11 protein-coding genes are annotated in these 13,095 nt (G+C 70.9%); 6 read left to right on the forward strand and 5 right to left on the reverse strand.

Going from position 1 to position 13,095, the window contains the following annotated elements; all coding sequences use genetic code 11:
- The 4 genes from D7W82_RS34075 to D7W82_RS34090 form a co-directional block, all read left to right on the forward strand.
- A partial coding sequence (locus tag D7W82_RS34075) for a polymer-forming cytoskeletal protein (protein ID WP_147439696.1) occupies window positions 1-1,176 on the forward strand: 1,176 nt, incomplete at its 5' end.
- 209 nt (window positions 1,177-1,385) lie between these two features.
- The gene (locus D7W82_RS34080) at window positions 1,386-2,732 is read left to right on the forward strand and encodes a 2Fe-2S iron-sulfur cluster-binding protein (protein WP_120622297.1); all 1,347 of its coding nucleotides are present in this window, start codon (window positions 1,386-1,388) and stop codon (window positions 2,730-2,732) included.
- On the forward strand, window positions 2,729-4,219 hold the full coding sequence (locus D7W82_RS34085; RefSeq protein ID WP_120622298.1) for an FAD-dependent oxidoreductase: 1,491 nt from the start codon (window positions 2,729-2,731) through the stop codon (window positions 4,217-4,219). The genes D7W82_RS34080 and D7W82_RS34085 overlap by 4 nt, the downstream gene beginning before the upstream one ends.
- Window positions 4,220-4,497: 278 nt before the next feature.
- Entirely contained in the window at window positions 4,498-5,292 is a 795-nt protein-coding gene (locus D7W82_RS34090) for a serine protease (protein ID WP_120622299.1), read from the forward strand.
- Window positions 5,293-5,303: 11 nt separating this feature from the next.
- Here the strand turns inward: D7W82_RS34090 and D7W82_RS34095 are convergent, their stop codons facing one another.
- Window positions 5,304-6,179: an SDR family oxidoreductase gene (locus D7W82_RS34095; protein WP_120622300.1), complete on the reverse strand. Its 876-nt coding sequence runs from the start codon at window positions 6,177-6,179 to the stop codon at window positions 5,304-5,306.
- Between the two features lie 149 nt (window positions 6,180-6,328).
- Here D7W82_RS34095 and D7W82_RS34100 point away from each other — a divergent pair, with 149 nt between their 5' ends.
- Entirely contained in the window at window positions 6,329-6,790 is a 462-nt protein-coding gene (locus D7W82_RS34100; protein ID WP_120622301.1) for a universal stress protein, read from the forward strand.
- Here the strand turns inward: D7W82_RS34100 and D7W82_RS34105 are convergent, their stop codons facing one another.
- The 4 genes from D7W82_RS34105 to D7W82_RS34120 form a co-directional block, all read right to left on the reverse strand.
- Window positions 6,791-7,471, reverse strand: coding sequence for a Fe2+-dependent dioxygenase (locus D7W82_RS34105; protein WP_120622302.1), 681 nt, complete (start codon window positions 7,469-7,471; stop codon window positions 6,791-6,793). It abuts the gene before it with no gap.
- A gap of 39 nt (window positions 7,472-7,510) precedes the next feature.
- A complete protein-coding gene (locus tag D7W82_RS34110; protein ID WP_233588104.1) occupies window positions 7,511-9,784 on the reverse strand; it encodes a TonB-dependent siderophore receptor in 2,274 nt (757 codons plus the stop codon).
- A 301-nt stretch (window positions 9,785-10,085) separates the two neighbouring features.
- A complete protein-coding gene (locus D7W82_RS34115; RefSeq protein WP_120622304.1) occupies window positions 10,086-11,384 on the reverse strand; it encodes a PepSY domain-containing protein in 1,299 nt (432 codons plus the stop codon).
- Between the two features lie 27 nt (window positions 11,385-11,411).
- Entirely contained in the window at window positions 11,412-12,287 is an 876-nt protein-coding gene (locus D7W82_RS34120; protein ID WP_120622305.1) for a TonB family protein, read from the reverse strand.
- Between the two features lie 222 nt (window positions 12,288-12,509).
- On the opposite strand from D7W82_RS34120, the gene D7W82_RS34125 reads away from it, so the two are divergent.
- Entirely contained in the window at window positions 12,510-12,986 is a 477-nt protein-coding gene (locus D7W82_RS34125) for a hypothetical protein (RefSeq protein ID WP_147439697.1), read from the forward strand.
- Window positions 12,987-13,095 lie beyond the last annotated feature (109 nt).

A 13,095-nucleotide genomic window follows, 5' to 3' on the forward strand; every position in this document is an offset into this window, starting at 1 on the left:
CCGCCCGTCGCCCCGCCCGTCCTCGCCGCCACCCCGCCCGCGCCGCCGGCGCCTCCCGCTCCGCCCGCCATGGACGCGAACGCGACGCCCGAGGAGCAGGCCCTGGCCCGCGAAGAGGCGGACCGGGCGCGCGAGGAGGCCCGCGAAGAGGCGAAGCGCGCCCGCGATGAGGCCAAGCAGGCCGCGAAGGAAGAGGCGGAGGCGGCCAAGGAGCGCATCCGCGAGGAGCTCCGCAGCTTCCGCGACAGCTTCAAGCACAAGAAGGGCAAGCGCGGCGCCCGGGACGTGGTGGCGCGCGGACAGAACCTGGAGGTGAAGGAGGGCGAGTCCGTGGAGAGCGCCGTCGTGTACGGCGGCAACCTCGTCGTGAAGGGCACCGTGGAGGACGACGCGGTCGCCTTCGGCGGCAACCTGGAGATCCAGGGCCACGTGGAGGGAGACGCGCACGCCTTCGGCGGCAACGTCATCCTGGGCCCCAACGCGCAGGTGGAGGGCGACGTGTCCGCCTTCGGCGGTCAGGTGCAGAAGGCGGACGGCGCCATCGTGGAGGGCAGCCTGGAGTCCTTCGGGGGCGCGGGCCTGGGCCGCATGGTGGCCGGTGAGATCAAGCGCGGCATGCAGGAAGGGCAGCACCACGACGCGTCGGTGGACTCCGACGATGACGACCACGACCGCGGCGGGGGCCTGGCGTCCTTCATCCTTCAGTTCGCGCTCCTCTTCGGCCTGGGCTTCCTGGGGCAGATGTTCTTCCCGGCGCGCATGAAGGAGCTGGGAGATGAGATCCGCGCCAACCCCGCCCGCAACTTCTGGGTGGGCCTGGTGGGCATGGCGGCCCTCATCCCGCTGACCATCGTCCTGTGCATCACGCTCATCGGCATCCCGGTGGCGTTCGCCCTCCTGGTCGCCTCCATGCTGGGCACGGCGCTGAGCTACGCGGCCATCGCCAGCGAGGTGGGCACGCGGCTTCCGGTGCTGCGCGGCAAGAAGACGCAGGCGGTGGTGCTCGCCCTGGGCCTGGGCCTCATCCTCCTGGTGAGCCACATCCCGGTGCTGGGCGTCTTCCTCAACCTCATCCTCATCCCGCTGGCCTTCGGCGCGGTCATCCGCACCCGGTTCGGCTACCGCGGCCGGGGCATGCCGGAGCCCATCTTCCCCCGGAGCGAGCACCCGGTTTGACGCACCCGGCCTGACGGCCCCCGGATTGCCACACCGCATCATGAAGCCCCGCTCCCAAGCGCACCGGGAGTGGGGCTTTTTCCTTCTCAAACAAGTGCCGCGCTCGCGCGCCATCACCTGCGCTGACGTGACCGGGTGTTGACGGAGAGCGGGCTGCCGCTGACAGGCTTTGACCGGCTCCGTCGGGTGCGCCATTTTGCGCGGCACCCATGCGACGCCTCCCAGACGCAACCCCGCGCGGCAGGGCCATCACCGTGGACCTCGAGGGCGAGAGCATCCCCGCCATCGAAGGCGAGCCGGTGGCGTGCTCCCTCATCGCCGCGGGCGAGAACGTCCTCTCCCGCTCCGTGAAGTACCACCGCCCGCGCGGGCCGTACTGCTTCGCCGCGGCCTGCTCGCACTGCCTCATGCGCGTGGACGGGCTGCCCAACGTCTACACCTGCCGCACCCCCGCGAAGGAGGGCATGCGGCTGGAGCGGCAGAACGCGTACCCGTCCGCGAAGGTGGACATCTTCGAGACCATCGACTGGTTCTTCCCCAAGCGCCTGGATCACCACGAGATGTTCGCGGGCGTGCCGGTGGCGGAGGACGTGATGGCGCGCGTGGCCCGGCAGCTGGCTGGCCTGGGCCTGTTGCCCAAGGAGGCGGGCCCGGAGCCCCTGCCCCCGCGCACCTTCCACACCTCCGTCGCGGTGGTGGGCGGCGGCGCGGCGGGCCTGGAGGCGGCGCGGGTGCTCGCCGGCCAGGGCGTCCCCTTCATGCTCTTCGAGCGCGACGCGAACCTGGGCGGACGGCTGGCCCACGGCGCCCCGGAGGACCACGCGCCCTTCGTGCCGGAGGCCACCGCGTTCCCGCAGGGCAGCGTGGTGAAGAACGCCACCGTCATCGGCCTGTATGACGACGAGCACGGCCGCTACCTGGCGGTGGCGGCGCGGGAGGCCGCGAACCTGCGGCTGCTCAAGGTCTACGCGAAGCGCTTCCTGCTCACGGTGGGCGGCCATCCCCCCACCCTCCCCTTCGAGAACAACGACCTGCCCGGCGTCATCGCGGGCCGCGCGGCCAGCCTGCTCTTGCGCAGGCACGACGTGGCGCCCCAGGTGGCGACGCTGGTGGGCCACGGCCCGGAGCTGCACGCGCTGGCGCACCTGTTCACCCAGCGCGGCGTGGAGGTGGCGGCGGTGGTGGACCTGAAGGGCCCGCTGCCCGCGAACGCGCACCCGAAGGCCGTCGTCGGTGACGGGCTCAAGGCCCACGGCCTGCGCGGCGTGACGGCGCTGAGCTTCACGCCCCAGGGCGGGCGCAAGCAGAAGGTGTCGTGCGACGCGGTGGTGGTGGCCGTGCCGGTGACGCCGGGCTTCGAATTGGCGCGCCAGGGCGGCGCGAAGGTGGAGTTCGACGCGGACGCGGGCCACTTCCGGGTGGAAGCGGACGCGGACGGGCGCACGCAGGCGGCGGACGTGTTCGTCGCGGGCGACGTGGCGAAGGCCGGAACGGCGAAGGACGCCGCGGCCATGGGCGCGCGCGCGGCGCAGGCGCTGCTGGGAGGGCTGTCATGAGCAAGGCGCTCGTCTGCACCTGCGAGGACGTCACCGTCACGGACGTGGAGCACGCCATCGAGCGCGGCTACCACGACGTGGAGTCGGTGAAGCGCTACACGGGCTTCGGCACCGGCATCTGCCAGGGCAAGAGCTGCCACGCCGCGGTGGCCGCGCTGCTCAAGCAGAAGGCCCCGGCGCTCAAGCCAGAGGCCGTGGTGCCCTTCACGCCGCGCCCGCCGCTGTACCCCACGGAGCTGCGCCTGCTCGCCAGCGCGCCCGTGGACGAGTCCGTCCCGCCCGTGGGCGGCGTGCCCCAGGAGCTGGAGCACTTCCCGTCCGCGCTGCGCCCGGAGGGGCCGGTGCCGCGGAAGGCGAAGGTGGTCATCATCGGCGGCGGCATCATGGGCCTGTCGCTGGCGTACAACCTGGCCCTGCGCGGTGAGACGGACGTCGTCGTGCTGGAGCGCGGCTACCTGTGCGCGGGCGCGTCCGGCCGCAACGGCGGCGGCGTGCGCATGCAGTGGGGCACCCCGGCGCTGATTGAATTGGCCAAGCGCTCCATCGACCTGATGAAGGGCTTCGCGCGCGAGCTGGGCGTCAACGTGTGGCTGCGCCAGGGCGGCTATCTCTTCCTGGCCAAGCGCAAGGACACCGCGTACCGCCTGGATCGCAACGCCGCCCTGCACAACAAGTACGGCGTGCCCACGCGCATCATCACCGCGGACGAGGCGCGGCAGATCGTCCCGGGCCTCACGATGAAGGACTGCGTGACGGCGGCCTACAACCCGGAGGACGGCGTCATCTTCCCCTGGGCCTTCCTGTGGGGCTACGCGCAGGGCTGCGTGAAGCGCGGCGTGAAGGTGGAGACGTACACGAACGTCACCGGCTTCGAGACGAGCAACGGCCAGGTGCGCAAGGTGAAGACGGACCGGGGCGACATCGCCTGTGACACCGTGGTGCTCGCCTCCGGCGCGTGGAGCCCCGCGGTCGCGAAGCTGGCGGACGTGCAGCTGCCCAACGAGCCGCACCGCCACGAGATCCTCAGCACCGAACCGCTCAAGCCCTTCCTGTCGCCGCTGGTGTCGGTGCTCGACACGGGCCTGTACTTCAGCCAGTCCATGCGCGGTGAAATCGTGGGCGGCATGGGCGACCCGAAGGAGCCCGCCGGCCCCAACATGGGCAGCACCCTGCGCTTCGTGGCGCGATTCGCCCAGGCCCTCACGGAGCAGCTGCCGCACGTGGGCCAGGTGAAGGTGCTGCGCCAGTGGGGCGGCCTCTACGACGTCACCCCGGACAACAACCCCATCCTCGGGCGCACCCCCGGCCTGGACAACCTGCTGCAGCTGTCCGGCTTCGTGGGCCACGGCTTCATGATGGCCCCCGCCGTCGCGGAGCGGATGGCCCAATGGATGACCTCCGGCGGCTCGGACGAGCTCTTCACCCGCTTCAACCTCCGCCGCTTCGAGGAAGGCACCCTCGAGCGCGAGGACATGATCATCGGCTGAAGAATTCCGCCCTCCCCGCCCCTGTCTCCGCCCGGGACAGGGGCGCACCCCGCATGTCCGCAAAAACGGCACTCCATGAAAATCACGCAAGTCCCCGGGATGGCTGGGGATTCGCCGCGGAATGTGACGTTTCTTTACAAACGCAACCGGATTGCACGGAGCATCCACGCACCACTGTCGCGGGGGCGTGACGCCGGGCCCCCTCTGGCGGGCGCGCTGGCACGGGGCGTGCCTTGGCCCCCCGCGCCGCGCAATGCCGCGCGGAGGGAGACTCACAGATGGCCGCGAAGAAGCTCTTGGGTGCGATGCTGGTGATGGGCCTGACGGCGTGTGGTTCCGTGGAGCCCATGGACGTGCCGGACGCGGAGCCCAATGAGGCGCTGGCGTCGCAGGAGTCCAACGTCATCGTGGGCACGCTGAACTGGGTGAGCGCCACGTCCCTCACGGGCACGCAGCGCGCGAAGTCCCTGGCGGTGGGCTACCTCTCCATCCCGGCGGTGGGCAGCCGCTGCACGGCGTGGCTCGTCTCCAACGACGTGGTCATCACCAACAACCACTGCGTGGGCAGCGCGTCGGAGGCGGTGGGCGCGCGCGTGTCGTTCAACTACGAGGACGGCGTCGCGTCCGCCTCGCGCGTCTGGTACCCGTGCGCCACGTTCATCAAGACGTGGAGCAGTGACGACATGACGGCGCTGCGCTGCTCGGCCGTCAACGGCCAGCTGCCCGGCCAGGTGTACGGCTTCCTCTCTGTCTCCAGCACCAACGCGGCGACCAGCTCCAGCGTGTACGTCGTGAACCAGAACTGCGACTACTACACGACGCCGTCCTGCACGCCGACGAAGAAGTCCTCGCCGGGCAAGGTGCTCAACGGCAACTACAGCACCACGGACATCTCCTACGACGCGGACACGCTGGGCGGCTCGTCCGGCTCGCCCGTCATCTCCACGTCCACGAACCAGGTGGTGGCGCTGCACCACATCGGCGTCGGCGGCAACTCGCAGGGCCGCGGCACGGCCAACACCGGCGTGAAGGCCACCCGCGTGAAGGCGCGCCTGGCTGAAATCGGCCTGTAGTCGCCACACGGCTACGTCGCGGACGAGGGCTCCCCTCTGGCCAGCATCACCGGCTGGGGGGGCGCATCCGTTCCGGTGGGCCCGGTCGGCTCCAGGAGCAGCGTCCGCTTCAGGCCGCCCAGCGCCAGCCGCCCCAGGCCCCGCTTGAAGGAGCGCGGCAGGAAGCGCAGCAGCCGCATCACCCAGCGGTGCCCCAGGCCGGGGTACACCAGCGCCTCGCCCCGCTCGAAGCCCGCCAGGGCCTCGCGGGCGCACTGGCGCAGGGACAGCTCGAAGAACGGCGTCACCTCTCCCTCCAGGTGCGGCTCCAGCGCCAGCGGGCCGGGCGCCACGAAGGTGACGGGGATGCCCGCGTCCTTCAGCTCCAGGCGCAGGGACTCACTGAAGCCGTCCAGGAAGCGCTGCGTGGCGGCGAACGTCACCGCGCCCGGGAGGAACAGGCGCGCGGCGCCCGAGCCCACCAGGAGGATGCCGCCCCGCCCGCGCTCCAGCATGGGGCCCAGCAGGCGGTGCGTGATCATGGCCGGGGCCAGCACGTTCGCCTGCACCAGCTCCTCGATGCGCTTCCAGCGCTCCTCCGCGTACAGGCCGCTGGAGGCGTAGTCCGCGTTGTTGATGAGCACGTCCACGCGGACGTAGTGGCGCTCCAGGTGGTCGAACATCGCGTCCACGGCACTCGGATCATCCAGCCGGCACGCGCGGATCATCACCCCCAGGGTGGGATTCCGGACGAGCAGCTCCTCCCTCAGGCTCCCCAGGTCATCCACGTCGCGCGCGACGAGCACCAGGGTCCTGACCCGGGGGGAGAGCAGCCGGGCGAGCTCGCGGCCAATGCCGCCAGCTGCGCCGATGATGAGCACGGTACCGTTGTCGATGGGAGGGCGCATATGGGGGCAGGACCTCGGACAGGAAGGTGCCCATGCGCGGGTGACCCTGCGTGCCCGCCCCGTTGCTCGGCTCCTCCCGCACGCCCCCTTGCCCTGGCGGCGGGCGGGCGTTAAGCGTTCATTGTTCCCGTTGCTGGAGGAGGACACCCATGGCTGGCCCTTCACGCATCCTCGTGCCGGTGGACCTGAAGGACGGTTCCCGGTCCGTCGTGGACTACGCGCTGCAACTCGCCCGCCCCTTCGGCGCGACGGTGGACATCCTGCACGCCTGGGAGCCGCCGCAGTACGTGGCGCCGGACCTGCTGGTGGCCTCGCCCGGCTGGGACGCCACGGCACTGGAGGCGACGGCGCGCGACACCGCGGGCAAGGAGCTGGAGGCGCTCTTGCGCAAGGTGGACGGCACCGCGCCCGTGGCGCTGTCCCACCGCGTGGTGATTGGCGAGGCGGGCAACGTGGTGCTGGAGGAGGCCGAGCGCGGAAAGTACGACCTCATCGTGATGGGCACGCACCAGCGCAAGGGGCTCACCCGCATGCTGCTGGGCAGCGTGGCGCAGAAGGTGGTGGGCCACGCCGCGTGCCCGGTGCTCACCCTGCACGTCAGCCCGGAGTAATCAGGGCTCCGCCCACTGGCGCAGGAGGTTGTGGTACACGCCCGTGAGCATCACCAGCGCGGGGCTCTTGGGCACCTCGCGGGTGAGCTGCATGATGGACGTGTCCATGTCGAAGAGCAGCGAGCGCTGCCCCGCGTCGCGGATCATGCTCTGGATCCAGAAGAACGACGCCAGCCGCACGCCGCGCGTCACCGGCGTGACGTGGTGCAGGCTGGTGGACGGGTAGACGATGAGGTCCCCCGCGGGCAGCTTCGCCGAGTGGTTGCCGTAGGTGTCCTCCACCACCAGCTCCCCGCCGTCGTAGCTGTCCGGGTCGGAGAGGAAGAGCGTGGCGGACACGTCCGTGCGGATGCGCTGGTTCGAGCCCAGGAGCGGCCGGATGGCGTTGTCCACGTGCGAGCCGAAGTCCATCCCCTGCTCGTAGCGGTTGAACAGCGGCGGGAAGACGCGCTGGGGCAGCACGGCGGAGATGAACAGCGGGCTCTTCTCCAGGCCAGCCAGCACCAGGTCCCCCAGCTCCCGGGCGGCGGGGCTGCCTTCGGGCAGCTGGAGGTTCTTCTTCACCTGCGCGGACTGCTTGCCGGCGGTGGTCCGGCCGTCCTCCCACGCCGCCTTGTCGAAGACGGCGCGGCAGTGGGCCACCTGCTCGGGCGTGAGGACCCGCGGGATGTGCACCATCATGATGAACGTCCTCCTACGCCCGGCAGGGAATGCGCGCGACTAGAACCGCACGTGCGCGGACAGCAGGGCGGAAACGCCGTCCGCCGGCACGGCCTGACCGCCGTAGTACGCGTCGTAGTAGAGCTTGTCGGTCAGGTTGTAGACGTTGAGCTGCAGGTCCACCTTCTTGATGGAGTACGACGCGAACGCGTCGAAGCGCCAGAAGTTCGGGACCTTGGTGAGCAGCACCGTCTCATTGGCCGGGTTGTTCACCGGGGCCACGTCCTGGTAGGTGGCCCCGCCTCCCACGGTCAGGTTGTCCAGGATGGCGTACGTGGTCCACAGCGAGAAGCTGCGCTTGGGCGTGTTCACCAGGCGCTGGCCCACCAGGAACGCATTGGTGTGCTCGCGGATGCTCGCGTCCAGGAACGTGTAGTTGGCGAACACGTTCCAGCGGCGCACCGGCGAACCCGCGACGCCCAGCGCGTAGCCCTGCACCCGCTGCTTGCCCTCCAGCACCGTGGGCGGGCCGTCCGGATCCGAGTTCGGCACGCGCGCGTTCAGCTTGTTGGTGCGGAACAGGGCGGCGTTGACGCTCAGGCGCTCCGCGATGAGATCCGACTTGGCGCCGATCTCGAAGGTCTCGTTCTTCTCTGGATCCAGCGTGACGGTTTCGTTGGACAGCGTCGCCAGCTCCGCGCTCGGGTTCTGGGACGTGCCGTACATGCCGTAGACGCTGGTGTTCTCCGCCGGGTGGAGCACCAGGCCCACGCGCCAGTTGAACAGGCTGTTCTCCTGCTCGAAGGCGGCCACGTCACCGTTCGCGGCCTTGGTCTCGTAGTCGCTGTGCAGGTTGTCCAGGCGCAGCGTGCCCAGGACCTCCACGTACTTGCCGATCTGGATCTGATCCGACGCGTACGCGCCCAGGTTCCACTGGCGGCTGTAGTTGGTGGCGCCCGGCACGCGCACCACCCCGGACAGGTCCGGGCTGTTGTCCGGATCGAACAGGTCCGCCGGCATGTTGCCGCCGTTCACGGTGAGGTTGACGCGGCCCAGCTCGCGCTGCTCGCGGGACACGTCCAGGCCGAAGTTGGCGGTGTGCTTGAGGAAGCCCGTGGTGAATACGCCGCGCACGTCCAGCTGGTCCGCGAAGTAGGTGTTGTCCGTGGACGTCTCGAAGCGCTGGCGTCCGATGGTGGTGGGGGCCGTGGCCGGCGTCAGGCCGCGCGGCGCGGTGGGCCGGGCGAAGCGGTCCACGCCGCCGTAGCGCAGCGTGTTCGTCAGGCGGAACGTGTTGCCCAGGTCCGCCAGCAGGCGCGCCGAGCCGATGTGGACATTGACGAGCTCCGTGTCGCTGTCCTTCACGCCGTAGAAGTTCTCACGGGGCACGTCCAGGGTGACGCCCACGGGGTAGCCGTTGAAGTACGGCTGGCCGTAGTCCGGCACGCTGTCCTCGTGCTGGTAGAAGTAGTCCACTTCCAGGGCGACCTTGTCCGCCAGCTGGAAGCGCGCGGACGGCGCGATGCCCGCGCGGTTCTCCTTCACGACGTCACGGCCGGCGACGCCCGCCAGCTGCCCCACGGCGCTCACGCGGAACTGGACGGTGTCGGAGAGCTCCTGGTTGACGTCCGCCTCGATGCGGCCAATCGGCGCCGTGCCGCCGGACAGGCGCAGGTCCGTGAAGGACCCCTTGCGCGCCTTCTTCGTCACCAGGTTGATGGCGCCGCCCGTGGAGCCGCGGCCGAACAGCACCGACGACGGGCCGAAGTAGACCTCCACGCCCTCCAGGTTGAACGTGTCGCGGGTGAACCAGCCCAGGTCGCGCACGCCGTCGCGCAGCGTGTCCGTCTGGGCGGAGAAGCCGCGCAGCGAGAAGGAGTCACCCTGGCGGCCACCCTCGCCCGCCGTCACCGTGATGCCGGACACGTTGCGCAGGGCATCGCGCAGCGTCGTCGCCTGCTGCTCCTCCATCACGCGCTCGGGGACCACCGTGATGGTCTGCGGCGTGTCCACCAGCGGCCGCGGCAGGCGGGCCAGGCTGGGCTCGGTGACGTTGTACTTCTGCGTCTCACCCTCCACGGACACTTCCGGCAGGACGTACGCGTCGTCCTCGCCGGGCTGCGCCGCCGTCGCGCCCGTGGGCGCGGACTCCGGGGTGCGCTCGGGGGCCGGGGCCTCCTGGTCCACCGGGGCGGTCTCCGCGGGCCGGGACTCCTGCACCGGCGCCGCCGTCTCCCCGGCCACCGGCGTCTCCTGCGCCACCGCGCCGCCCGCCGCCAGCGCGGAGGCAAGGCCTACGGCAGCAGGCCCCCAGGGCCAGAGCGCGCCGCGCACGCCTCCAGGGTTGCCATTTGAAGAGCGGATACCAGGACGACCGGGCTGAGCTGTGGACACGAATCCCCTCGGGGCAGGAAGCACTGTCTAAATGAGAATGATTCTCATATGCAGGACCCTGATTCGCGTGACAAGAAATTTCTTCCCGCCAACACTCTGAGTCACGAAGACAGGCGATCGTTCCAGCACTGCCTTGCATCAGACGGGCGAATGCCACACGCCGCCGGGTGAAAACAAAGAGGCCCGGATCCGCGCTCGCGGTCCGGGCCCCGGGGCTGCCTGGGGTTGCTGAAGCGTGACGTCAGGCGGCGTTTGTCTTCGATTCCGCGGGCGGAGCCACCGGAGCCGAGGAGGCCACGGGCTGCGTCTTGCTGCGCGGGACGAACCGGCGCCAGGAGAGCGCATAGCCGGTGTAGACGAGGAACACGGCGCCGAAGGACGCGAGCGCCGCGATGAGCTGGCCCACCCACCCCAGCGCCTCGCCGGTGTGCAGGAAGCGCAGCCACGTGCGCAGCTTCCGGCCGCTGTTGAAGTCCGCGTACGTCTCCGTCTTCAGCGGCTGGGCGGTGAACGGATCCAGCGACACCGTGTTGGCGGCGAAGAGCGGCCAGCGCTCCTGCTCGCGGACGGTGAAGGCGCTGGCCTGCGGGCCCTTGGGACCGCCGCGGCCTTCCGCACGGCCCTCGCCTCGCGGAGCACCCTCGCCTCGCGGGGCGCCTTCGGGACGGGCGCCGGGGCCGCCAGCGCTCTGCGGCGTGGCCAGGCGCAGGGTGATGGTCTCCCAGGCGTTGGACTGCTTCATCACCGCCGCGAACTGCGCGTCCAGCGGCTGGGGCTTCGTCCCCGGCGCGGGCGTGGGCACGGCCACGGGCGCCGCGGCGCCAGGCCCCTGCGCCGCGGGCGGCTCGTTGCCGGTGAGCGTGAAGACCAGGTTCGACGCCCACTTGTACGAAATCACCGCGCCGGACGCGGTCAGCACCACCAGCACGGGCAGCGACCAGAAGCCGATGACGTTGTGCCAGTTGAAGTCGCGCGCCTTGCCCTTGAGCCCGCGGCGGAACCACAGGATGGGCCGCATGGCGCGCAGGTTCCACTTGCGCGGCCACCACAGGAACAGGCCGGTGAGGCCCAGGAAGAGGAACGCCAGGTTGGCCACGCCGGTGATGGCCTTGCCCACGGCGCGGCTATCTCCGGACGCCGCGAGCCAACGGTGCAGTTCCTCCATCGTATGGAAGAACGAGCGCCAGCCCTGCGCGCCCGGCTCGCGCACTTCACCGGTGTAGGGGTGGACGTAGACGGAGGCGCCGCGGCCCAGGGCCACCGTCACCATGCTGTCCGCTTCCGGGGACACCGTCACGCCGGAGGGAGGCACGGCGGGCTTCGCTTCCTTCACCTTCGCGAGCATCTCCTCCAGCGTCAGCCGGGGAGTCCCCTGCGCGGGAGGCGCCGCGTGGCGGGCGTCGCGGTCCGCCCAGTCGATGATCTGCGACTCGAACGCGATCGCCGCGCCCGTGAACGACATGACCCCGACCACGAGCCCGACGATCAGGCCGCACACCAGGTGGATCCAGAAGAGAATCGAGCGGAGCTTGGGGTTCATGAAGGCTTCTGCGGGACTGCGGAGGAACTACCTCAGGGCGAACTTCACAGGGATCACGACCTTCACGCGCACGGGCGCGCCGTCGTGTCCCAGGGCCGGCGAGAAGCGCCAGCCCGCCACGGACCCGAGCGCGGCCTCGTCCAGGCCCGGCACCGAGCGGTGGATGCGCGGCGAGCCCGGCTCCACCGTGCCGTCCGTGCCAATGACCACCATCACCATCACCACGCCGGTGATGCCATCCTCCCGGGCGCGGCGCGGATACTCCGGCTTGCCGGACAGCAGCGCCGGCAGCTTCATCACCTCGCGCGGCGTGTAGATGGGCGGCGCCTTGCCCTGCCCGCCGACCTTGCCGCCCACGATTCCTCCCACCACGCCCCCGACGACGCCGCCCACCGCGCCGTCCGGAACGCCCGGACCCGCGGGCGCCTGCGGCGCGACGGCGGACACCTGCGTCGCGACCGGCGTCTCCACCTGCTCCACCACCGGCTCCGGCTCCTTCACCGGCTCCGGAACCTTCGCGGGGACCACCAGCTCCTGCCGCTTCGGGCGCGGCTTCTGCACCACCGGCTTCACGGGCTCCGGGGTCGCCTGCTTCAGCGCGCCACCTCCCAGCGGCGGCGGAGGCGGCGCGTACGCCATCAGCACCAGCTCCGGCTCCGGCTTCTTGACCTCCGGAGGCGCCTGGGCCGGCACCACCAACAACCCCACCGCCACCGCGAGCACGTGCGCCGCGGTCGCGGTCAACAGGGCCCCGCTCCAGCGACCCCATCCCGTCTCCGCCGTCGCGGTCGCGGACTGGAAGAGCCCCACCGGACCGCGCGCCGCATCCGCACGGGCGGTCACAGCTTGCGGCAGCGCCGGGGCTGCACCCAATCCGTCGTCGAAGTTGAGAATGGTTCGCATTTTCGGTTGCCGGAAGTGGATACCCCCTGGGGGGTGGCAACGTCAATCTGGAGCGCTGCTGAATTTCAGCCTGTCCCGTCACCAGATGACTGTTTCTTCGCCAAGGGCGCGATTTTCCGAGGTGCGTGAGAACCCTGCTGCGTATAAAGGCCTTCCGCTGACTCGTCTTTTGTCGTCGCCCGACTGTCGCATCGGGTGCGACACGCTTAACCCCCCCCGACCATGACGCCGGCCCTTCCCCACACCGGGCGTGAAGCCCCCCGCGAGCTCAGGTTCGCCCTGGCGGCGGCAGTGTGCGCGGCGGTGCTGGCGGGGCTCCTGGGGATGGTGGCGCTCTCGTCAGCGCCCCTCCACGGCGCCCGCCCGGAGGCCGTGGCGTCCCGGACGCATGCGGTGTCGCGCAAGCCGTCCTCCCCGAAGCTGGGGTGGGAGGTCGCGGGGCTGCTGCATGGCTCGCATGTGGCCGCGCCGCGAGCGGGCTCGCGCGATCAGGTGGATGGCGGTGCCGGCGTCCGTCCTCCGGCGCCCTTCGCACCCCGGCTGGACACGCTGCGCGCGCTCCTCGCGCACCATGACGCGCGGATGCTGGCGCGGGCCGAGGGCCTGCTTGCCTGCGCGCTGCCCTCCCAGCTCACGCCGCTGGCGGACCGTCCCCGGACGGTGAACTGCCCGGCCCAGGGTCCGCCCGTCTGGGGCTGAGCGGTTCTTCGTTCGCGGGCCGGCGCCCGTCCCCACCCCGGTGAGATCCCTGGGGCCCCGGCGGGCAGGCCCTTCCCACAGCACACTCCTTCCAGCACGCGGTTTGCCC

Source organism: Corallococcus sp. CA049B (genome assembly GCF_003611685.1).
Taxonomy (GTDB): Bacteria; Myxococcota; Myxococcia; order Myxococcales; family Myxococcaceae; genus Corallococcus; species Corallococcus coralloides.